This is a genomic window from Thermomonospora sp. CIF 1, assembly GCF_001896795.1.
GTDB lineage: Bacteria > Actinomycetota > Actinomycetes > Streptosporangiales > Streptosporangiaceae > Thermomonospora > Thermomonospora curvata.
Genome location: NZ_MOYN02000015.1, coordinates 179650 through 201839 on the forward strand (window position 1 = coordinate 179650; position 22190 = coordinate 201839).

The following is a 22190-nucleotide window of genomic DNA, read 5'->3' on the forward strand; positions in this document are numbered from 1 at the left end:
TGGCGATGCAGGGCCTACCGCGAGCGGTCCGCCGGCTGCCGCCCGTCTTGATCGTGCTGGCCTGGCTGGCCGTCGGCGGGGCGCTGGGACCGTACGCCGGCAAGCTCTCGCAGGTCTCCACCAACGACCAGGCGGCGTTCCTGCCGCAGAGCGCCGAATCCACCCGGGCACTGGAAGAGCAGAAGAAGTTCCAGCAGACCGAGACCTTCCCGGCGATCGTGGTGTGGACCGCCGATCGCGGACGCGCCACCGAAGCGCAGCGCAAGCAGGCGGTCGCGGCGCTCACCTCCCTCAACGGCACACCCGGGGTGGTGGGCGAGGCAGGGGACGGATCGGTGCTGACCTCCTCGGACGGGCGGGCGCTGGCCGGAGTCGTCCAGCTCGAACCCGGGCTGGGGGATGAGCTGCCGCCCACGGTGGAGCGCATCACCCGCGCCGCCGAACGGGTCGAGGGCATGACGGCGCGGGTCGGCGGACCGGCCGCGATCCAGGCCGGCTTCGCGGAGGCGTTCGCCGGCATCGACGGGGTGCTGCTGGGGGTGGCGGTCGGCGCGGTCCTGCTGATCCTGCTGCTGGTCTACCGCAGCCTGCTGCTGCCCTTCGTGATCATTCTCGGGGCGGTCTCCGCGCTGGCCCTGGCCGGCGCGATCGCCTACGCGCTGGCCGACCGGGACGTGGTGCGCGTCGACGGCCAGGTGCAGGGCATCCTGTTCATCCTCGTGATCGGCGCGGCCACCGACTACGCGCTGCTGCTGAGCGCCCGCTTCCGGGAGGAACTGGCCGACCGCACCGCCCATCGCGACCGGGTGGCCGCGGCGGCGGCCGCGCTGCGCCGTTCCTGGGCGCCGATCGTCGCCAGCGCCGCCACCGTGGCGCTGGGCCTGCTGGCCCTGCTGCTGAGCGACCTGACCAACAACCGCGCCCTCGGCCCGGTCGGGGCGATCGGCATCGGCTGCGCGTTGCTGAGCGCGCTGACCTTTCTGCCGGGTGCGCTGGCGCTGCTGGGCCGGGCCGCCTACTGGCCCTCCAAGCCCAAACCGGGCGGGCGGAACGCGTTCTGGCGCAAGGTCGCCGCCGTGGTGGACCGGGCGCCCCGGCGGGTGTGGCTGGGCACCGCGCTGCTGCTGGCCGCGCTGGCCGCCTTCGCCCCGACCTTGGTGGTGCGCAGCACCCCGCTCACCGAGACGTTCGTCGACGACACCTCGGCGGTGGCCGCCCAGCGGGCGCTCGCCGAGCACTTTCCCGCCGGTTTCGGCAACCCCGCCGTGGTCATCGCCGACGCCGACCGGGCCGATGCGGTCATCGCCGCCGCGCAGCGCACCCCGGGGATCGCCGCGGTGACCCCGCTGACGCGCCCCGGGCCGCCCGGCCCGTCCGGCACGGGCGAGCCGCTGGTGGTGGACGGGCGGGTGCGCATCGATGTGACGCTGCGCGATGAGGCCGACAGCGCCGCCGCCGAGCGCACCGTCCGGCTGCTGCGGCAGCGGCTGCACGCCGTCCCCGGCGCCGACGCGCTGGTCGGCGGGTACACCGCGCAGCGCTACGACACCCAGGTCACCGCCGACCGCGACCGGCGGGTCATCATCCCCGTGGTGCTGGCGATCGTCACGGTGATCCTCATCGCCCTGCTGCGCTCGCTGCCGATCCCGCTGCTGCTCGTGGCGACCGTGGTGCTGAACTTCCTGGCCACCTTGGGCGTGGCGGCGCTGGTCTTTGCGCACCTGCTGGGACTGGACGGCACCGAGCCGGCGCTCGTGCTCTACGGGTTCGTCTTCCTGGTCGCGCTGGGCGTCGACTACAACATCTTCCTGATGTCGCGGGTCCGCGAAGAGACCGCCGCGCACGGCACCCGGCAGGGCGTGCGGCGCGGGCTGACCACCACCGGCGGGGTGATCACCTCCGCGGGGGTGGTGCTGGCGGCCACCTTCACCGCGCTGGTCGTCATCCCGCTGACGTTCATGGCCCAGATCGCCTTCATCGTGGCCTTCGGCGTGCTGCTCGACACGCTGGTGGTGCGCTCTCTGCTGGTTCCCGCGCTGGTCGGTGATCTGGGACGGCGGGCCTGGTGGCCCAGCCGGCTGTGGCGCCGGGCGGACCGGTCCCCGCCGGGCGCGCATCTGGCGGGCGCGCAACTGGCGGGGAGCAAGCCCGTGGCCCACCACGCCAAACCCCACCGCGGCCTGCTGCGCGCCACCGGGGCCCACGCCAAGGTCCACGGCGGCGACGCTCATGAGGTCGGACGCCACCGGCGCAGATGACGCCGTGTCTTTTCCCGGCGTCTTTTCCCCGCCGGCCGGCTTCCGGCGGATTGGCGGTGGCAGGCGGGGTAGGGGCCCAAAGAGCGGCGATCCGGGTAAGGGCGATGAGGCCGCAGAGGTGATCGCGATGGTCTTCACGACGAGCGGCGGCGCCGGCACCGTGCACGTCCGGCTGCCGTTCGCGGACCGGGCGGAGGCCGGGCGGATGCTCGGTGAGCTCCTGGTGCCCTACGACCTGACCGACCCGCTGGTGCTGGCGCTGCCGCGCGGCGGGGTTCCGGTGGCGGTCGAAGTGGCCGCGCGGCTGGGCCGGCCCGACCGGCCGGCCGAGCTGGAGGTGCTGGTCACCCGCAAGATCGGGTACCCGCTGCAGCCGGAGCTGGGGGTCGGCGCCATCGCCGAGGGCGGCGAGCCGGTGTTCGACCACCGGCTGCTGGAACGGCTCGGGCTGACCGAGGAGGACCTGGCGGCGACGGTGGCGGCCGAACGCGCCGAACTGGACCGCCGGGTGCGGGCCTACCGGGGCGGGCGCCCGCTGCCCGACCCCGCCGGGCGTGCGGTGGTCGTCGTGGACGACGGGCTGGCCACCGGCGGCACCGCGCGGGCGGCGCTGCGGGCGGTGCGGGCGCGCACTCCGGCCCGGCTGCTGCTGGCGGTCCCGGTCGGCGCCCCCGAGACCGTCCGGGCGCTGCGGGAGGAGGCCGACGAGGTGGTGGTGTGCGCCGCGCCGGCGGCCTTCCATGCGGTGGGCCAGTGGTACCGGCGTTTCGACCAGCTCACCGACGCGGACGTCAACGCCCTGCTGGCGAAGGGGAGGCGACCGTGACGACGCTGCGGATACCGGCCGGGACCGCGAGTTTGGAAGGCGATCTGGTCGAGCCGCCCGGCGGGCGGGCCGTGGTGGTCTTCGCGCACGGCAGCGGCAGCAGCCGGCACAGCCCGCGCAACCGCCGGGTGGCGGCGTTCTTGAACGAGCAGGGCTTTGGGACGCTGCTGTTCGATCTGCTCACTCCCGAAGAGGGGGAGATGGACGCGCGGACCGCCCGGCTGCGTTTCGACATCGGCCTGCTGGCCGGCCGGCTGGGCCGGGTGGTGGCCTGGCTGCGGGCCGGCCCGGCCCCGCCCTCGGTGGGCCTGTTCGGCGCCAGCACCGGAGCCGCCGCGGCGCTGGTGGCCGCCGCCCGCCGGCCCGGGGACGTGGCGGCCGTGGTCTCCCGCGGCGGCAGGCCCGATCTGGCCGGGCCCGACCTGGCCGAGGTCCGCAGCCCCACCTTGTTCGTGGTCGGCGGTCAGGACCGGCAGGTGCTGGCCCTCAACGAGCAGGCGCTGGAGGCGATGGGCGGGCCGGCCGCCGGGCACCGGCTGGTCGTGGTGCCGGGCGCCGGCCACCTGTTCGAGGAACCCGGTGCTTTGGAGGAGGTCGGCCGGCTGACCGCCCAATGGTTCCGCGAACATTTGTCGGAATAATCCTTTATGTGCGAATCGATGGCGCTCTATTTCCGAGAAACCGGGCGCCTTCCCGAGTGAGCGTCCGCCGTGCCCCGCGAGAGCGCGGGGCACGGCGGACGCATGGGCTTATGTGGGCCTTAAGTATGCGGCCGCACGCGTTCGTCGCATGAGAGTCATGAGTGTGGGGTCTCATCTGTGAACGACGGTGCGTTTGGGGTTTTGCACAGCAGAAGCGTGCATGATCTCGCCCGCAACGGGGTATGAGATCTTATGCGCGCATGCTTTACTCCCGCAGGCGTGCCCGCGAAGCGATGTCGAGCCGGTATGAAAGATGCGTGAAAACACCCGCCCCGCCAAGCCCGTGCGGGCAACGCAAACGGCCCCGGCGAGCGGGGCCGTAACGTTGGGAGTGGCGCACCGGAGGTGCGTGGCGCATGTGCTTTGAACGCACGCCTAGAGCGTCTGGCCGGACGCGTATACCGCTTTCAGGCGGCGTTGGCGCGGCGCATCCGGCGACGGCGCTCGGAGGCGCGCTCGTCCTCGTTCAGCCCGCCCCACGTGCCGTACTTCTCGGGCCGGGAGACCGCGTAGTCGAGGCACTCCGTGCGAACGGGACAGCCCATGCAGATCTGCTTTGCCTTGCGCTCACGGATCTCGCGCTCGGGCTGACGCTCGCCGTCAGGCCCGAAGAAGAGCACGAGGTCCTCCCCCCGGCACGCCGCGGCGTCCTGCCAGCCCCAGCTGGGACGAGGGAGGTTTGCCTGACGACGTACCTGAGCCATGGAACACCCACCTTGGTTGGTTGCTGAGCAAATTTCGGACATGGACGCTCTACGTGCAGCTTTTGCGGAAGCGCCGAAAGGTCCAACGTCTGAGAGGTGCCGCTCTGTTCCCCCGGGTCCTGTTTGCGGAAGGAGTCCTGGAGTCGCGCGGCGGGAAGCCCTGTGAAATGGGGCCTGTAGGAGATTACACGAGGGCTGCCCGGTTGAGAAGGGTGATCCCTCTAACAACGTAAGATCTTACGTTCTCCTGACAACCGGGCTCGCAGTCGTGTACTGGTTCTGTCTCTTCGACGGTCACCAGGTAACGCGCGCCGGCAACATCGATGACCGCTTCGTACGGAGATGTCCCGGTCAGGGACTCCACGGAAACCGAGTCCACCCCGAGCACGCCGGTCAGAACGCGCACATGATGTTCCGCGGCTTGCGCCGGCGCCGGCAGCCCGGCCCGCCCGCGCAGTCTCTCCAAGGCGACTTCGCCGCGCAGATAGGACTCCACGGCCGATGCCGCCTCGGCCGCGCCGAGGTCGCCGTAGTACAGACCGTGGGGAAGGCATACCAGATTCGCCGCGTAGCGGTCACCGCCGACGTGCGTCGTTTCCCAGACCAGGTCCCCGAAACGCGCCGCCAGCTCCCTGGCCAGCGGAGCCCCGTACCGGGCGCAGCAGGCGTTGCGCTTGCCGTGCGTGCACACCAGCAGCAGCGGCTTCCCGGGCGCGCCGGCCGGACCGGCGACCGGCTCCCCGAAGCGGGGCCGGCGCCCGGCGGCGACCTCGGCCAGCACGCCCTCGTCCAGCTCCTCCAGCTCACGGTGGTCGCCGAGGGTGCGCCCCTCCAGCCACACCGGGCCGCCCAGGGAGCCGCCCAGGTAGACCTGCAAGGGCGGGGTGGGCCGGCGGCCGCGGCCCGGCCTGCGGATGAGCTGGGGGCGCACTCCCGCGCGGGCGGCCCGCTCGATCACCGCCACCAGGGGAGCGGGGCCGGTCAGCTGCTCGATCCGCTCCGGCCAGGGGCCGGGATGCTCGATCAGCAGCCAGCTGCGCGCCGTGGCGGTCGCCGTGGCCAGGCAGGAGCGCTCGCCGGTGTGACTGCCCACGCAGTGGTCGCAATGGCTGGTGCGCGACACGGCCCCCGTCTCTCCTGCTCGTCCCGGCGGCTGACGCCCCCGACAGTATTAGGTATCCCTAACCTAACAGGGATCATGCGGGCCGGGGGCGCGGGGGTGCGGGTCGCCGGTTTCAGCCCTCGTGTTCCCCGCCCGCCGCGATCAAACGCTCCGCCAGCGGGAGTGCGGCTTGACGGTCCTCGGGCACCAGCCCGATCCGGCTGCGCCGGTCCAGCAGGTCGGCGGCCTCCAACGCGCCCTCGTGCCGCACCGCCCAGGCCAGTTCCGCCCCCAGCACCGGCAGCCCGGGCACCACCGGCTCGGCCAGCGAGGGGTCCCGGCGGGCCAGGGCCGCCACCGCGGGGGCCTCGGTGCCGTAGCGCCGCACCAGCCAGGCCGGCACCCGCGGGGAGATGAGGGATTCCAGGCGGGAGCGCGGGGCGGCGCCCACCAGCGGAAGATGCGCGGTGCGGCACGGGCCGGCGGGCAGGCCGCAGGCGGCCACCGCCGCGTCCACCGCGTCCTGCGCCATGCGCCGGTAGGTGGTGAGCTTGCCCCCCACCACCGTGATCACCTTGTCGGGGCCGGTGAGCACCGCGTGCCGCCGGGAGATGTCGGCGGTGCGGCCCCGCCCGTCGTCCAGCAGCGGACGCAGCCCGGCGAACGCCCCCAGCACATCGGCGCGGCGCACCGGTGCGCGCAGCACCCCGCCCAGCACGTCCAGCAAGAACCCGATCTCCACCTCGGTGGGCTGCGGCACGTCCGGGATCGGCCCGTCGGCCGGCTCATCGGTCAGCCCCACGTAGACCCGCCCGTCGTCTTGCGGGATGACCAGCACGAACCGGTTGAGCTCACCGGGGATCGGGATGTGCAGCCCGCAGCGCAGCCCACCCAGCGAGTGCGCGCCCAGCACCAGATGGGTGCCGCGCGAGGGCCGCAGGCGCACCCCCTCGGCCAGCTCGCCCGCCCACACCCCGGTCGCGTTGATCACCGCGCGGGCGCGGATCTGCAGTTCCCGCCCGGTCAGCTCATCGCGCGCCAGGGCGCCGCCGGCGCTCAGCCGCAGCGCCCGGACCCGGGTCAGGACGCGGGCGCCGTAGGCCGCGGCGGTCCGGGCCAGCGCGACCACCAGCCGGGCGTCGTCGGCCAGCCGCCCGTCCCACGACAGCAGCCCGCCGCGCAGCCCCTCGTCCCGCAGCACCGGCGCCAGCCGCAGCGTCCGCCGGGCCGGCAGCCGGCGGGGGCCGGGCAGCAGGGAGCGGGGCGTGCCCGCCGCCAGCCGCAGCGCGTCCCCGGCCGCCAGTCCCGCGCGCACCAGCGCCGCCTGGGGCCGGGAGACGGCCGGCGTCAGCGGCAGCACGAACGGCGCGGCGCGCACCAGGTGCGGGGCGATGCGCATCATCAGCGCCCCCCGCTCCCGCGCGCTCTCGTGCGCCACGTCCAACTGCCCGGAGGCCAGGTAGCGCAGCCCGCCGTGGATCAGCTTCGAGCTCCACCGGGAGGTGCCGAAGGCCAGGTCGTGGGCGTCGATCGCGGCCACCGAAAGCCCGCGGGAGGCCGCATCCAGCGCCGCACCGGCCCCGGTGGCGCCCAGCCCCACGACCAGCACGTCCACCACCTCATCGGGCAGCGCCTGCAGTTCCCGCGCCCGGCGCCGGGCGTTCAGCGAGGACGAGGCCACAGGGGTCATGACCGGGATCTCCCTTGCGTGGGCGGTTCCGCCGGAGGGGACGCATCCCGCCGGCGGGCGTTCGATGGGACGGGGCTCACGGCCTGAGCGCCCTTTCCAGGATTTCGCGCAGCTCGGCGTCGAAGTCGCCGGCGGTGTGCTCGGCGTCGGTCACGATCGGCGCCGACAGCGCGAACGACTGGGCGATCAGCAGCAGCGCGCGGGCCTGCCGGACCGGGTCGCCGCGCCGGATCGAGCCGTCGGCGTGCCCGGCCCGCACGGCCTCCTCCAGGATCCGGCAGAACGCCCGCTGGCTGGCGCCCTGCCGGTGCAGCACGTAGGGGAGCAGCAGCTCGGGATCGACGTCCACGATCTTGCGCAGCAGCGGGTGGTCGCGCAGCGCCCTGACCCCCTCGACCAGGTTGTCCACCAGCGCGCGGCGGGCCGGGCCGGACGCGTCGCGGCCGGCGGCGGGGATCTCGGCGGCCAGCGCGGTCCACTCGCGGGTCATCAGGTCCGCGACGATCGAGCGGACGTCGGGCCAGCGGCGGTAGAGCGTCATCCGGGAGACCCCGGCGCGGCGGGCGATGTCGGTCAGCGTGGTCCGCCGCACCCCGACCGCCAGCACGCATTCGCGGGCCGCGTCCAGCACCGCATCGTCGTCGGTCTGCTTGTGACGTTTGGACGTCATATGTCACAGTGTAAGCACCTAGAGGGGAGGAGCACGGTGGAGCCTCAGGAGATGGCCTGGAACGGCTGGGGCGACCCGGCCCGGGCGGCGCCGCTGCCGCAGCCGGTGGCCGCGCTGCTGCACGATCTGCTCGGCGTCCGCACCCCGCACACGCCGTCGATCCCGATGGGCAAGGTCCGGTTGGGGGCGCCGCGGCTGCCGGGGGAGGCGCTCACCGAACTGGCCCACGCCGTCGGCGACGCGCACGTGCGCGCCGACGCCGAAAGCCGCATCCGGCACACCCGCGGCAAGTCCACGCCCGACCTGCTGCGCATCCGCGCCGGGGACGCCGCCGACGCCCCCGACGCGGTGGTGCTGCCCGCCTCCCACGAGGAGGTGCTGCAGGTGCTGCGGATCTGCACCGAGCGGCGGATCGCGGTCGTCCCCTTCGGCGGCGGCACCTCGGTGGTGGGCGGCCTGGCCCCCCGGGCGGCGGACTTCACCGGGGTCATCGCCCTGGACCTGCGCCGGCTGGACGCCCTGGTCGAAGTGGACCCCGTCTCGCGCACCGCCACCCTCCAGCCCGGGCTGCGCGCCCCCCGCGCCGAGGCGCTGCTGCGCGAAAAAGGCTTCACCTTGGGGCATTTCCCGCAGTCCTATGAGTGGGCCTCGATCGGCGGATTCGCCGCGGCCCGCTCCAGCGGGCAGGCGTCGGCCGGGTACGGGCGCTTCGATGAGATGGTGCTCGCCCTCACCGTGGCGACCCCGCAGGGCACCCTGCGGCTGGGCCGCGCCCCGCGCTCGGCGGCCGGACCGGACCTGCGCCAGCTCGTGCTGGGCTCCGAGGGGACCTTCGGCGTGATCACCTCCGTCACCGTGCGGGTGCACCCGGCGCCCGAGACCGCCGTCTACGAGGGCTGGCGTTTCCCCACCTTCGAGGCGGGCACGGCGGCGCTGCGGCGCCTGGCCCAAGACGGCCCGCTGCCCACCGTGCTGCGCCTGTCGGACGAGACCGAGACGATGATCGGCCTGGCCAGGCCCGACCGGATAGGCACCGGCGGCGACTCCGGCTGCCTGGTCATCGCCGGGTTCGAAGGCGAGGCCGCCGAGGTGGCCCGGCGGCGGGAGGCGGCCGCGGGCGTCCTGGCCGACGCCGGTGGGCGGGAGCTGGGGCCGGAACCGGGCGAAGGCTGGAGGCACGGCCGTTTCAACGCCCCCTACCTGCGGGACGCGCTGCTGGAAGTGGGCGCGTTCGCCGAGACGCTGGAGACGGCCACGTTCTGGTCGCAGATCCCCGAGCTTTATGCCGCCGTCCGGACGGCGCTGACCGACACCCTCACCGCCGCGGGCACGCCACCGGTGGTCATGTGCCACATCTCCCACGTCTACCCGGCGGGCGCCTCGCTGTACTTCACCGTCGTCTCCGCCCAGGGCGACGACGCGGTGGCGCACTGGACGCGGGCCAAGCGCGCCGCCTGCGACGCGATCATCGCGGCCGGCGGCACGATCAGCCACCACCACGGCGTGGGCACCGACCACAGGGACTGGTACGCCGCCGAGGTCGGGCCGCTGGCCGTGGACGTGCTGCGCGCGGTCAAGGAACGCCTCGACCCCGCCGGCATCCTCAACCCCGGAGTCCTGCTGCCCCCCGCGAGGTGACCGTGACCGGCGACCGCTCCTTCACCGCCATAGTGAACCCCTCGGCGGGCGGGCCCGGGAAGGGCCCGCCCGCGGCGCTGCTGCGCCTGACCAGGCTGCTGCGCGAGGGCGGCGCCGAGGTCGACATCGCCTACAGCGACGGCCTGCGGCACGCCGCCGAGCTGGCGCGGGCGGCCGCCGAGCAGGGGCGGGTGGCGCTGGCGGTCGGCGGCGACGGCATGGCCGGCGCCGTGGGCGGCGCGCTCGCCGGCACCTCGGCGACCTTGGGCATCGTCCCGGCCGGGCGCGGCAACGACTTCGCCCGCCAGCTGGGGCTGCCCACCGACCCGGCCGAGCTGGCCCGCCTGCTGCTGACCGGACGGCCGCAGGCGGTGGACGCCATCGCGGCCAACGGCGTGCCCGTGCTCGGCAGCGTCTACACCGGGGTGGACGCCCTGGCCAACCACTACGCCAACCGGTCGCGCCTCCTGGGCGGGTCGGCCCCCTACTACGTCGGCGCGCTGCGCGCGGTGGCGGCCTGGCGGCCGGTCGGCTACCGCATCACCGTCGACGGCGTGACGCACGAACGGCACGGCTTCACCGTGGTGGCGGCCAACTCCGGCTACTACGGCCACGGCCGCCGCATCGCCCCGCACGCCCGGGTCGACGACGGGCTGCTGGATGTGGTCATCCTCAATCGCTCGTCCCGGCTGCTGTTCTTCCAGGTGATGCGGGAGCTGCCGGAGGGACGGCACGTCCGCCGCCCCCAGGTGGAGGTGCTGCGCGGCCGCCGGGTGCGCATCGAGCAGATCGCACCGGACGGCCGGCCGCTGCGCTATGGGGCCGATGGGGAATTGCCCGGAACCCTTCCGGTCACCGCCGAGGTCATGCCCGGGGCGCTGCGGGTGCTGGCCCCGCCGGCGGACCGGCGCCGGGAGGCCGCCGGGTGAACGGCGGCGGTGAACGGCGGTGAACAAGGTCACTGCCAGGGGTTCCCGCCCTGGACAACAGCCCGGGGCCATGGACACTATGGGCGCCATGTCTGGCGCGAACCCGCTGCCCCGGGCCGGGGAGGTCTTCTTCGACGCCCGGGGCGAGGACCGTGCGCTGCGGCTGAGCTGGCATCCCGATGCCCAGGTCATGGTGATCAGCATCTGGAACGGCGGCGTCTGCAGCGGCACCTTCCGGCTGTCGGCCCGCGACATCCCGGCCTTCATGGAGTCGCTGTCGCAGGGCATGCCCGCGCCCCAGCCCCGGGGACGGCGCCACGCCTCCGCCGAGGCCCGTCCCGACGCCTCCGGCGGCCCGCAGCGGCGGCAGCCGCCCGAGCGCCCCGAACCTGCTGCCGCCGAGACCCAGTACCTGCCGCCGCCGGCGGCCGAGGCACGGTCCGCGCCGCCCCCGCACGACGCGCCCGAGCCCGGCGATTCCCGCGACGATCGCGAGCCGGGGCCCACCACCCAGGCGCTGCACGCCCTCAAAAGCCTGTCCACACCGGTCCCGCCGGGGGCTCCCGCCCCGCCGCCCCAGCAAGGGCGGCCCCACCGGCAGCCCGCCCGTCCGCCCGTCCCGCCGCCCCCGCACCCCGGCCCCGCCCGGGGCGGTCACCAGGGCCGCTCGACCGGACCCCAGCGGCGGCCCGGCGCGCACCGCGGCGGCGATCACGACCCGCCGGCCTACCGGCCGGGGACGCACCGGCAGCCCCCCGCCCAGCACCGGCCCCAGCCCGGCCCCGACCCCGAGGCCCCGCACGGGCGGCGGGGCCACCACGAGCCCTACGACCAGGGCCGTTACCTGCCGCGGGGACACCAGGCGCCTCCCGAGCGCCCGGCGCCGCCACGGCACCTGCCCCCCGAGCAGCCCGCCCCGCCCCAGGAGCCGCCCGGCGGACGCTTCCCCACGACCGGCGAGTACGAGCGGCGGCCCGGCGGCGCCCACATAGAACCGCCGCGGCCTTTCGGCCCTGGATACTGAACTCTTCCCGCACGCCGTTCCCTCAGGCCGAGGCGAGCACATCGCAGGTCGGCGGCGATGCGGCGTCCCGGAACGGCGCCGGTTCGGGCACCGGGCTTTCTTCAACACGCCGCTCCCGCAGGTCGAGACCGAGTCACCGCGGCCGGGAACGGCGCCGTGACCTGCAACGTCATGACCTCGGAGGCCGCCCGGGCCCCGTCTCGGCCCCCACGTGGGGAAAAGCCCACCGGCAGGGCCTTCGCCACCGGCGCCTGAAGCCGTGCGCGCGGCGGCGGCCCGGCCGGCGCGAGCGGAAAGACGGCCCGAAAGAAACGGACATCGGCGGCGAAGCGTACGGTCTGCGCTGAAGCGGTTGACCCGGCGGGAGGTTGCCGGGAAGGTGACGGTGACCGCCCGCCGTCCGAAGGAGAACCGTGGTTGCCGATGACCAGCTTCCGCCGTCCCCCAGCGTCCCCGGTGGCTCGCCGGCCCCGGACAGTTCGCGGGTCTCGGAGGCCGGGGCGGGCTGGGAGTGCGGCAGTCCGGGCAGCTTCCTGGAACGCATGCCGCTCGCCGACCGGATGCGGCGATTCTCCTGGCGGCATCCGGGAGTGCTGTGGCGCTCGCGCAACGACTGGGTGGCCAAGGTCTTCGGCGACCCGTCCAACGCCATGCGCCGCGCATGGGTGGCGGCGCTGCGCGAACGCGACCCCGGCTCCTCGTTCGTCATGCGCAAGACGAGCGAGGAGTTCTCCTTCCTGCTGCTGGGCGACACCGGGGAAGGCGACCGCTCGCAGTACGCCGTCGTGCCCCCCATGCTGGCGGTGGGCGCCGACACCGACTTCATGGTGATCTGCAGCGACGTCATCTACCCGGGCGGGGAGGCCGCCGACTACGAGGCCAAGTTCTTCCGCCCCTATGCCGACTATCCGGCGCCGATCTACGCCATCCCCGGCAACCACGACTGGTACGACGGGCTGCGCGGGTTCATGCGGGTCTTCTGCGGCCTGGAGGGGGCGCATGAGCCGCGCTGGCGGGGGCCGCTCGGCCCGCTGGCCAGGCTGCTGTGGCGCGACCCCGCCCCGATCGACGATGGGGAGCTGGCGGTGGCCCGGGAACGCTGGCGGGGCGCCCGCTCCCAGCGCGCCCTCCAGCCCGGCCCCTACTGGGCGATCGACGCCCCGTCCCTGCGCATCATCGGCATCGACACCGGCATCACCGGGAGCATCGACCGCGACCAGGCGGCCTGGCTGCGCGAGGTCTCCGCCGGCCCCAAACCCAAGCTGCTGCTGACCGGCAAGCCGCTGATCGTCGACGACCGGATCGAACCCGGCCCGATCGAGGGCGAGCAGGCCACCGTCGCCGACATCGTCACCGACCCCGCGCACCGCTACGTCGCGGTGATCGGCGGCGACATCCACAACTATCAGCGCTACAGCAGGACGCTGGAGGACGGCCGCACCATCGAGTACCTGGTCTCCGGGGGAGGCGGGGCGTTCATGCACGCCACGCACACCATCCCCAAGACCACCGTGGTCGATGAGGACGACTTCCGCTGCTACCCGCTGCGCGGCGACTCCCTGTCGCGCTACAGCAGGCTGTACGCCCGCTGGCTGCGCATGAAATGGCTGGCGTTGGAGCCCCAGGAGGCGGCCGTGGCGGTCGCCCACCGGCTGGGCACCGGCACCGTCCGCAAAAGCGGCGGGACGCTGCGGCCCTCGGCGCGCGCCCGCCTGGTGGCGGCGCTGCTGGGCGTGCCGCGCGGGCACCGGCCGCGGCGCGGGCCGCTGCGGCTGCCGGTGCGCAAACTGCCGCAGCGCTTCCGCTCGGAGTTCGCCGACTGGGACACCCCGCCGTTCTTCAAGAACTTCCTGCGGGTGGACGTCACCGCCGACACGCTGACGATCCGCTGCTATGGGGTGAGCGGCTGCGGCGAGCAGGAGAGCCGGCCGCCGTGCGAGGACGAGGTGACGATCCCGCTGCGCTGAACGCCGGTCAGGCGGTGGCGGCCGTCGGCTGCTCGGTGCCGCGCACCAGGCGGCCGACCTCGGCGCGCAGGCGGACGAATTCCGGCAGCTGGCGGGTGGAGATCTGCTCGCGCGGCGCGGGCAGGTCGATGCGCAGGTCCGCCTTGATGTGGCCGGGGGAGGAGCCCAGCACCACGACCCGGTCGCCCACGTACACGCTCTCGTCGATGTCGTGGGTGACCAGCAGGATCGTCATGCCGTCGCTGCCGCGCACCCGCAGCGTCAGATCCTCCAGGTCCTCGCGGGTCTGCGCGTCGACCGACCCGAACGGCTCGTCCATCAGCAGCAGGGAGGGCCGGTAGGCCAGGGCGCGGGCGATGGACACCCGCTGCTGCATGCCGCCCGACAGCTGCCAGGGGAACTTGCCGGCGGCGGCGGCCAGCCCGACCGCCTCCAGCGCCTCCATCGCCGCCTCCCGCCGCTCGGCCCGGGACATGCCGCGCCGCTTCAGCGGCAGCGCCACGTTGTCGCGCACCGTCAGCCAGGGGAACAGCGAACGGCTGTAGTCCTGGAAGACCACGGCCAGGTTGTCGGGGATCCCCTCGGTCGGCTTGCCGTCCAGGATCACATGGCCCTGGGTGGGGCGGATGAGCCCGGCGATGCAGCGCAGCAGGGTGGACTTGCCGCAGCCGGATGGGCCTACGATGCTGACCAGCTCACCGTCGGCCACGGACAGATTCACGTCCTTGATGGCCACATGGCCGTCGGCATAGGCGTGCGTCAGATCTTTGATCTCAAGCAAGGGAAACCATCCCGGAGTCAGGGGCGGCATGCCACGGGAGTGCCCTATGAGGATGGCACACCGATGTCCGCCGTGTCGGTCGGCGCCGGGGAGCGCCTGTATTCCGCACTTGACGATGAGTGAATAGAGCGCTGCCGGCGCGCTGCAGGCGGCGCCGGGACGCCGCCGGCCGCGGGCGGTGTCGATGCTGTGATTTTTCTCTTCTTCGCTCCACCGCCGTCTTCATCCTCCCGAGGAGCCCGATCACCTGCGGGAGACGCCCGCCGGACCGCCGGAATCGCTCCCGGCGTCAGGCGCATTGAAACAGTGTGCGGATTTCTGCGCGCTCATATCTCCACCGGGTAATCCGGGCCGCGGCCGCTCGCCGGAGCACTGCGGTGCACAGGCGTCCTTGACTGCGCACCCTTGACTGCCGGACGGGTGCGGCGGCCGGGCTGCGGGCATCGTCGGCAGCGTGGAGAGTAGCGCACTCGGCGCCTTGCGCGGGGCGTTCTGCGGACGGGTGACGATCCTGTGATCATCAGGCAGGGTGCGGCGGCCGCTTCGGTGCTTGACCGACGATACCGCTGCCAAGTAAGCGTTAGTTCATTGAAGCGGATGTCGCGGCGGCGGGCTGCTTCCGTTGGTGTGGCAAGTCTCACCCATGCCGCACCGCCTGGGCGAGGCGTCGCCGATTCCCGGTCCCCGGCCCCGGCCCGCCGCCTTGGGGCCGGGCGCGGCAAGCCGCCCCGTTGTGCTCTGACACCACGGTTTGTCGCGGTCCATTTGGAATGCAACACCGTCTTTGCCGTTGTATCACCTCTCAAGTAATGCTTCCGTGATTGTTTTGCTACGCAACGTGTCGACACTGTGGTGCACACCGCTCACGGATCGTGATCGATTGAATTCAAATAATCGGACATTCGGGCAGGAAGAGTTTTCTACGGCAAGGGTGTCCCGCTAAGCTTCGAGCAACCTTTGCGGCCCTCGCTGCAATGTGCTCCAATGTGCAGCGCCGGAGGCAGAATGACGCTGCACCTACTACCCCGCCCACTACCCCGGGGTGGTCCCTCTTCTGCCGATGCGGCATGGACCGAGAGGGTGTAAAAACCGGATGCAACCAAGCGAGACAGGTCGCGACCTTCCTCGGCTCGGGGGTGCTGGGGCGCAGTCGGAAGCATCGTCACCGTCATGGCGCGGCGCCCGGTTGCGCCTGCGCAACTGGCGAGTGGCGCAGCGGCTGGTCGTCCTGGTCCTGATCCCGACCGCCGCGGCCACGGTGCTCGGCGGGCTGCGCATCACCGAGTCCACCGTCAGCGCCGACGCCTACGGGCGGGTGGAACGGATGGCGCGGCTGGGCAACGGCATCGCCGCGTTCGCCCAGGAGTTCGCCGCCGAGCGTGACATGGCCGCCGGATACATCAGCGCCGGCCGCTCCGGAAGGGGGGCCGATGAACTCCAGGCGCAGTACCGCAAGACCGACGCCGCCGCCGACCAGGTCCGCCAGGTCGCCCTCGGCATCGACGACTCCTTCTCCGCCGAGGCGGTGCGCGACGCCCGCAGCGTGCTCAACCGCCTCGACACCATCGGCTCGCTGCGCTCCACCGCCACCCAGAGCAGGGCGCCCGCCCTGGTCGTGGTGGAGAAGTACTCCGAGGTCATCAACGAGCTGATCGGTGTGCTGGACGGCGTCGCCCAGGGCGTGGCCGACGAGCAGCTGGCCGAGACGACCCGGGCGATGGCCGCCCTCTCCCGCGCCAAGGAGCAGGTCTCCCGGCAGCGCGCCCTGCTGACCATCGGCGCCGTCCAGGGCCGGCTCAGCGTCGAGGAGCTGGCCGCGCTGGAGGCCTCCCGCGACCGGGAGAACAGCGAGCTGAACGCCTTCCTGCAGACGGCCACCCTGCCGCAGCGGCAGATGTTCGAAGACACCGTGGTCGGCCCCCAGATCGACCGGGCCCGGGTCATCCGGCAGCAGGCCATCGCCTCGGCCAACGCCACCGGCGGCCGGCTGCCGCGCTCGCTGCGCACCGCGGAGGCCATCGAGACGCTGACCGCCTCGATGACCGCGATGGTCGACCAGATGCGCACCGCCGAACGCAACCTCGGCGAGGAGCTGCTGAAGCGGGCCGGCGACGAAAAGAGCTCCGCGCAGACCTCGGCCCTCATCGACGGGGCCATCACCGCCGTGATCGTGCTGCTGGTGCTGCTGATCACCTCGATCATGGCCCGCTCCCTGGTGCGCCCGCTGCGGCGGCTGCGCGACAGCGCCCTGGAGGTGGCCGGCACCCGCCTGCCCGGCCTGGTGGAGCGGCTGCGCGACCCGCAGGCGGCGGCCGGCGGCATCGAGGTCGAGCCGATCGACATCGACAGCACCGACGAGATCGGCCAGGTGGCCCGCGCCTTCGACGAGGTCCACCGCGAGGCGGTGCGGCTGGCGGCCGACGAGGCGGTGCTGCGCGGCAACATCAACGCCATGTTCGTCAACCTCTCCCGGCGCATGCAGTCGCTCATCGAGCGCCAGCTGCGCCTGATCGACGAACTGGAGCAGAACGAGCAGGACTCCGAGCAGCTGGCCAACCTGTTCCAGCTGGACCACCTGGCCACCCGCATGCGCCGCAACTGCGAGAACCTGCTGGTTCTGGGCGGCCAGGAGCAGGTGCGGCGGTGGAACCAGCCGGTGCCGCTGATCGACATCGTGCGGGCCTCGCTGTCGGAGGTCGAGCAGTACGAGCGGGTCACCCTGCGGGTGCAAAGCGATGTGTCGGTCACCGGCCAGGTGGTCAACGACCTGGTCCACCTGGTGGCCGAGCTGGTGGAGAACGCCACCGTCTTCTCCCCGCAGCACACCAAGGTCACCGTCTCCGGGCACCTGCTGTCCGGCGGCGGGGCGATGCTGCAGATCACCGACAACGGCGTCGGGATCTCCCCCGAGGACCTGGAGCAGGCCAACTGGCGGCTGGCCAACCCGCCGGTCATCGACTTCTCCGCGGCCCGCCGCATGGGACTGTTCGTGGTCGGCCGGCTGGCGATGCGCCACAACATCCGGGTCGAGCTGCGGCCCGCGCTGTCGGGCGGGATCACCGCGTTCGTGCTGCTGCCGTCCTCGGCCATCGCCCACGGCGAGGAGTCCACCGGCCAGGACGCGCCGCTGAGCCCCGACCCGGCCGTCGACCAGCCGGTGACCAGCACGGCCTGGACGCCGACCCCGGTGGCCGCCGGAGTGGCCTCCTCCTCCTCCGGCACCGGCCCGCTGCCCGCCGTGGGCGGGCGGCCGTCCTCGCCGCTGGGCCGCCGCGACGGACGCGGCACCGGACCCCAGCCCACCCTGCGCGACTCCGGCCCGCTGCCGACCGTCGGCGATGGGGCCGTGCCGCCGCCTCGCACCCCCTCCTCCACCGGAAACACCGGCGCCCAGCCCTCGGTGCCCGAGCGTGAGACCGGCCCGCTGCCCGTCACCGGCTCGGGCGGTCCGCGCCGGCCGCCGGCAGACCAGACGGGACCACAGCCCATCGTGTCGGATACCCCTCAGCCTCTCGGACAGCCCACCCTCGCCGCCCGCCTGCCCGGCTTCCCCTCGCCCGGCCGGGACGGCGCCGCCGGCTCACCGCCCGCGTCGGCGACCGGCCCGGGCGACGATGTCCTCTCCGGATCGCCGTCGGGCGCTTCCGGCTCCGAACGCACGGTCTCCTGGGGGAACGGCGAGGAGACGCGTCCGGTGGAGACGGGCGGACGCTCGCCGATCTTCGATGCGATGGAGTCGGAGTGGTTCCAGCGTCGCTCCGGCGGGTCCGGCGGCCAGAGCTGGAAGTCTCCCGGCGACGCCGGCTGGCAGGCCGCGCAGGTCGTCCGGCAGCCCGCCTCGGGCGGGGTGACCAAGGCGGGGCTGCCCAAGCGGGTGCCCGGCCGCAACCGGGTGCCCGGAGCGGTGAGCCAGCAGCCGGTCTCCCGGCCGACCCATATCGGGCCGAATCAGTCCGCCGACCGGATGCGTGATCGCTTCGCTAGCCTGCAACGTGGTGTGCACCGCGGCCGATCGGAGGCCCGCTCGGGGCTCGGCCAGGCCGGTGCTTCGGATGAGATCGTCCCGCCGGACACCGGCGGCGCCAGGCAGGCGCAAGGGGACACAGAAAGGGGAGAATCCGCGTGAGCCGGCAGGATCTCAACTGGCTGGTCACGAATTTCGTGGACCGCGTTCCAAAGGCCGCGCACGCCGTCGTGGTCTCCTCCGACGGGCTTCCGCTGGCGTACTCGGAGGGGTTCCCGCCCGAGCGCGCCGACCAGCTGTCGGCGATCGCCTCCGGGCTGACCAGCCTGACCCAGGGGGCGGCCCAGATCTTCGACGCCGGCGGCGTGAGCCAGACCGTGGTCGAGATGGAGCGGGGACTGCTGTTTGTGATGTCCATCCGCGACGGGGCGGTCTTCGCGGTGCTCGCCGCGCCGGACTGCGACCTCGGTCTGGTCGCCTATGAGATGACCTTGCTGGTGGAACGGGTGGGCCGGGTGCTGACCCCGGCGCTGCGCACCGAACTGGGCGCCGGCCCGCCCCGCTGAAAACACCGAGTGACCCCCTGACCGAAGCTCATCGAGGCTCTGGACGGAAGGCACCGTGGTGGACCACGGCAGGCAGCATTTCGGTGCCGGACCGGGAGGCCCCGGTCGCGGCAGGCCGGGCGGGCCCGAGCAGCCCGGCGCCCCCGGCTGGGGAACCGAGGACCCGGCCCCCGGCGACCGGCGCTCCCTCGTCCGCCCGTACACCGTGACCGGGGGACGTACCCGGCCGCGCTATGACCTGGCGATCGAGGCCTTGGTGTCGGCGGCGCCCTATCCGCCGCGCGATGTGAGCACGCTGACACCGGAGTACCGGGCGATCGTCGACCTGTGTCGCTCCTGGCGGTCGGTGGCGGAGGTGTCGGCCCTGCTCCGCCTGCCGCTGGGGGTCACCCGCGTTCTCATCGCCGACATGGCACACGAAGGGCTGCTGCGGCTGCACCAGTCGCGTCCGGCCGACGCGCAGCCCGATCTCCGCTTGCTGGAAAGGGTCCTAAGTGGTCTACGGAAGCTCTGACCCTCGCCGTCCCCCCCACGACGGCGAAGGTCCTGCGATGACCTCGGTGAAGATTGTGGTCGGCGGAGGGTTCGGGGTCGGCAAGACGACCTTCGTGGGCTCGGTGTCGGAGATCATGCCGCTGACCACCGAGGCGGTGATGACCGCCGCCAGCGCCGGTGTCGACGACCTGACCGCGGTGCCGGACAAGACCACCACCACGGTGGCGATGGACTTCGGCCGGGTCACGCTGGAGAGCGACCTGATCCTCTACCTGTTCGGCACCCCCGGCCAGCACCGGTTCTGGTTCATGTGGGACGACCTGGTGCGCGGGGCGATCGGCGCGGTGGTGCTGGTCGACACCCGGCGGCTGTCGGACTGCTTTGCGGCGCTGGACTACTTCGAGGAGTCGGGGCTGCCCTACATCGTGGGCGTCAACGGCTTCCACGGGGAGTTCCCGCACACCGCCGAGGAGATCCGCGAGGCGCTGACGATCGGGCCGGAGGTGCCGATCGTGAAGGTGGACGCCCGCAGCCGGGAGTCCACCAAGCAGGCGCTGATCGTGCTGGTGCAGCACGCCATGGCGGTGCACTCCGGCAGCGGCACGGTCGCCGCCGCTCACGGCGGCTGGACCTGATCCGCCGGCGCGACGGGCCCGGTGATCTGCTTTGCCGTCCGCATCCTGCGGGGTGCGGACGGCAAAGCGTGGGACGCGGTTCACCCCGAAGGCCCCGCGGCCGGTGCGGCACGGCGCCCGGCCCGGCGATCGGGCGGGACGGGCCGTGCCCGAGGTCAGCCGGTGGGGGAGACCCGGTAGGCCGACGCCTGCAGGGCGTACAGGTCGGCGTACAGCCCGCCGAGGGCCATGAGGGACTCATGGTCGCCCTCCTCGATGACCCTGCCGTGCTCCAGCACGTAGATGCGGTCGGCGTGGCGCACGCTGGCCAGCCGGTGGGTGATCAGCAGCACGGTGCGGCCGTCGGCGTGGGCGCGGATCCGTTCGAACAACGCGTGCTCGGCGCGGGCGTCCATGGCGGCGGTCGGCTCGTCGCAGATCAGCAGCGGTGCGTCCCGGAAGAAACCGCGCGCCACCGCCAGGCGCTGCCACTGGCCGCCCGACAGTTCCGCGCCGCCCTTGAACCGGCGGTCCAGCAGCGTGTCGTAGCCGTCCTCCAGGCCGTCGATCACCTCGTCGGCGCCCGCGGCGCGGGCCGCCGCCAGCAGCGCCGGGTGCTCACCCCCGTCCACCCGGTCGGGCAGCCGGCCCATGGCGATGTTCTGCCGGGCGGTCATCGGCCAGTGCGTGTAGTCCTGGGCGATGACCGCGATGTGCTCGCGCACCTGCTCCGGGTCTGTCTCCTGCAGGGGAACGCCGTCCCAGCACACCCGCCCCTCATCGGGCGTATAGAGCCCGGCCACCAGCTTGGCCAGGGTGGACTTGCCCGAGCCGTTCTCCCCGACCAGCGCCACCACCTCGCCCCGGCGCAGCTCGATCGAGACGCCGCACAGCGAGGGCCGTTCGGCCTTGGGGTAGGTGAAGACGACGTTCTCGACGGTGATCTTCTGGAACGGCACCGGTACCGCGCGGACGGGGCGCGGCGGCGCCGGGATGCGGCGTTCGGCCTTCTCGCAGAAGGTGATGTAGTCGCTGAAGTACAGCCCTTCCTCGTAGCAGTGGTTGACCGCGTAGACCAAGTTGCCCAGCGCGCCCTGCCCGGTGCGGATGGCCAGCACCGCGGCGCCGGCCACCGCCAGCGGCACCATCCCCTGCCATAGCAGCACGCCCAGCGCCACGTACACGCCCGCGACCGCCAGCCCTTCCAGGGCGTCGCCGAGCACGCGGGCGAGCATCTGCCGGCGGGCCAGCTCCAGCTCGGTGTCGCGCTGGTAGGCGGCGACCCGGTCGTACTCCCGCAGCAGGAACTCCCGCATGGTGAACGAGCGGACCTCGGGGGCGTGCCGGCGGTCGACCATCAGGTCCGACAGGATCCACTTGCGGCGGGCCGCGCCCACCAGCCGCAGCACGGTCAGGTACCGCATCCGGGCCGACCGCACCGACGCCCAGCCTTCTGGGACGGCGGTCAGCAGCAGCAACGGCAGCAGCAGCGGATGCAGCACGCCCAGGGCGCTCGCGGCGGCCAGCAGCCCGACCGCCCCGGTCAGCAGGTCCACGGTGCTCTCCACCACCCCGGAGGCCGCCGCCGTGCCGCGGGAGTCGGCCCGCTGCAGCTCGTCCAGGAAATCCGCATCGTCCAGGGCGGCCAGCTCCACCGCCGAGGTCAGCTCATACAGCCGCATCTCCACGATGCGGGTGACCTTGGGCTGCAGCCTGGCCTGCGACCATCCGGCGAGCGCCTGGAAACCCGCCCGCAGCATGACCGCCAGGCCCACCAGGGCCAGCGAGGGCAGCGCCGCCCGCACCCGCTGCGGCGTCGGCCCGGCCGCCAGCAGCGCGGTGAGCACCCCGGTGGTGGCCAGCAGCCCGAACGCGGTGAAGAACCCGGCGGCCAGGTTGCAGGCGATGGTCACCGCCGTGTCGAGAGGGCCGGCCCGCCAGGCCAGCCGCAGCGCCTGTCCCACCAGCACCGGCAGCCGCCGGGCCATGGTGCGCAGGCCGGTCTCGGCGAGCTCACCGGTGCGCGCGTACCACTTCAGCTCCTTGAGCTCGGGGAGGGCCGGGCCGGACGAGGCGTCTTTGCCGGGGGACGTGCCGGGGGACTCATCGGGGGAGCGCCGCCCCCGCAGCAGCCGTCCCGGCCATCGAAACCACCGCACGCGCATCCGGCCCCCTCGCTTCACCCACGCCGCCCACAAGCAGTCTGCCGCTCTGCAAGGGAGAGATGGTGGCGGGTGTCACATATCGCACCGGGAGGAGAC

Annotated in this window: 17 protein-coding genes; 11 read left to right on the top strand and 6 right to left on the bottom strand. The window is 73.4% G+C overall.

All coding sequences use genetic code 11. From position 1 onward, the window contains the following. The first annotated feature begins 5 nt into the window (after positions 1–5). The 3 genes from BUE48_RS08930 to BUE48_RS08940 all read left to right on the top strand — a co-directional run bounded on the left by BUE48_RS08930 (position 6) and on the right by BUE48_RS08940 (position 3725). The gene (locus tag BUE48_RS08930) at positions 6–2258 is read left to right on the top strand and encodes an MMPL family transporter (RefSeq protein ID WP_286989617.1); all 2253 of its coding nucleotides are present in this window, start codon (positions 6–8) and stop codon (positions 2256–2258) included. A 127-nt stretch (positions 2259–2385) separates the two neighbouring features. Continuing rightward, positions 2386–3084, top strand: a complete 699-nt coding sequence (locus BUE48_RS08935; RefSeq protein ID WP_012852150.1) for a phosphoribosyltransferase — start codon at positions 2386–2388, stop codon at positions 3082–3084. Continuing rightward, positions 3081–3725 carry a dienelactone hydrolase family protein gene (locus tag BUE48_RS08940; RefSeq protein WP_012852151.1) on the top strand — a complete coding sequence of 215 codons (645 nt, stop codon included), beginning with the start codon at positions 3081–3083 and terminating at the stop codon, positions 3723–3725. The genes BUE48_RS08935 and BUE48_RS08940 overlap by 4 nt, the downstream gene beginning before the upstream one ends. Before the next feature lie 467 nt (positions 3726–4192). Here BUE48_RS08940 and BUE48_RS08945 read toward each other — a convergent pair whose 3' ends face one another. The 4 genes from BUE48_RS08945 to BUE48_RS08960 form a co-directional block, all read right to left on the bottom strand. Next, a complete protein-coding gene (locus BUE48_RS08945; RefSeq protein WP_021600082.1) occupies positions 4193–4489 on the bottom strand; it encodes a WhiB family transcriptional regulator in 297 nt (98 codons plus the stop codon). Between the two features lie 184 nt (positions 4490–4673). Next, positions 4674–5612 carry a ferredoxin family protein gene (locus BUE48_RS08950; RefSeq protein ID WP_012852153.1) on the bottom strand — a complete coding sequence of 313 codons (939 nt, stop codon included), beginning with the start codon at positions 5610–5612 and terminating at the stop codon, positions 4674–4676. Between the two features lie 112 nt (positions 5613–5724). Further along, positions 5725–7281 carry a glycerol-3-phosphate dehydrogenase/oxidase gene (locus BUE48_RS08955; RefSeq protein WP_012852154.1) on the bottom strand — a complete coding sequence of 519 codons (1557 nt, stop codon included), beginning with the start codon at positions 7279–7281 and terminating at the stop codon, positions 5725–5727. A gap of 76 nt (positions 7282–7357) precedes the next feature. After that, a complete protein-coding gene (locus BUE48_RS08960; RefSeq protein WP_286989618.1) occupies positions 7358–7951 on the bottom strand; it encodes a TetR/AcrR family transcriptional regulator in 594 nt (197 codons plus the stop codon). 51 nt (positions 7952–8002) lie between these two features. On the opposite strand from BUE48_RS08960, the gene BUE48_RS08965 reads away from it, so the two are divergent. The 4 genes from BUE48_RS08965 (at position 8003) to BUE48_RS08980 (ending at position 13509) form a co-directional block, all read left to right on the top strand. Next, entirely contained in the window at positions 8003–9589 is a 1587-nt protein-coding gene (locus BUE48_RS08965) for an FAD-binding oxidoreductase (protein ID WP_286989667.1), read from the top strand. Between the two features lie 2 nt (positions 9590–9591). Next, positions 9592–10518: a diacylglycerol kinase family protein gene (locus BUE48_RS08970; protein ID WP_286989619.1), complete on the top strand. Its 927-nt coding sequence runs from the start codon at positions 9592–9594 to the stop codon at positions 10516–10518. Between the two features lie 88 nt (positions 10519–10606). Beyond that, entirely contained in the window at positions 10607–11542 is a 936-nt protein-coding gene (locus BUE48_RS08975) for a hypothetical protein (protein ID WP_286989620.1), read from the top strand. 413 nt (positions 11543–11955) lie between these two features. Next, entirely contained in the window at positions 11956–13509 is a 1554-nt protein-coding gene (locus BUE48_RS08980) for a metallophosphoesterase family protein (RefSeq protein WP_286989621.1), read from the top strand. A 7-nt stretch (positions 13510–13516) separates the two neighbouring features. Here BUE48_RS08980 and BUE48_RS08985 read toward each other — a convergent pair whose 3' ends face one another. Next, positions 13517–14320, bottom strand: a complete 804-nt coding sequence (locus BUE48_RS08985; RefSeq protein WP_012852160.1) for an ABC transporter ATP-binding protein — start codon at positions 14318–14320, stop codon at positions 13517–13519. A gap of 1156 nt (positions 14321–15476) precedes the next feature. Here BUE48_RS08985 and BUE48_RS08990 point away from each other — a divergent pair. From BUE48_RS08990 to BUE48_RS09005, 4 genes are read left to right on the top strand one after another with little or no spacing between them, the layout of a single operon-like run. Continuing rightward, the gene (locus BUE48_RS08990; protein WP_286989622.1) at positions 15477–18416 is read left to right on the top strand and encodes a sensor histidine kinase; all 2940 of its coding nucleotides are present in this window, start codon (positions 15477–15479) and stop codon (positions 18414–18416) included. Next, positions 18413–18820, top strand: coding sequence for a roadblock/LC7 domain-containing protein (locus BUE48_RS08995; RefSeq protein ID WP_012852162.1), 408 nt, complete (start codon positions 18413–18415; stop codon positions 18818–18820). The genes BUE48_RS08990 and BUE48_RS08995 overlap by 4 nt, the downstream gene beginning before the upstream one ends. 58 nt (positions 18821–18878) lie before the next feature. After that, a complete protein-coding gene (locus BUE48_RS09000) occupies positions 18879–19334 on the top strand; it encodes a DUF742 domain-containing protein (protein ID WP_148232964.1) in 456 nt (151 codons plus the stop codon). 37 nt (positions 19335–19371) lie between these two features. Continuing rightward, positions 19372–19950, top strand: coding sequence for a GTP-binding protein (locus BUE48_RS09005; RefSeq protein ID WP_012852164.1), 579 nt, complete (start codon positions 19372–19374; stop codon positions 19948–19950). A 155-nt stretch (positions 19951–20105) separates the two neighbouring features. On the opposite strand, the gene BUE48_RS09010 is transcribed toward BUE48_RS09005, so the two are convergent. Continuing rightward, positions 20106–22094, bottom strand: coding sequence for an ABC transporter ATP-binding protein (locus tag BUE48_RS09010; RefSeq protein WP_286989623.1), 1989 nt, complete (start codon positions 22092–22094; stop codon positions 20106–20108). Positions 22095–22190 lie beyond the last annotated feature (96 nt).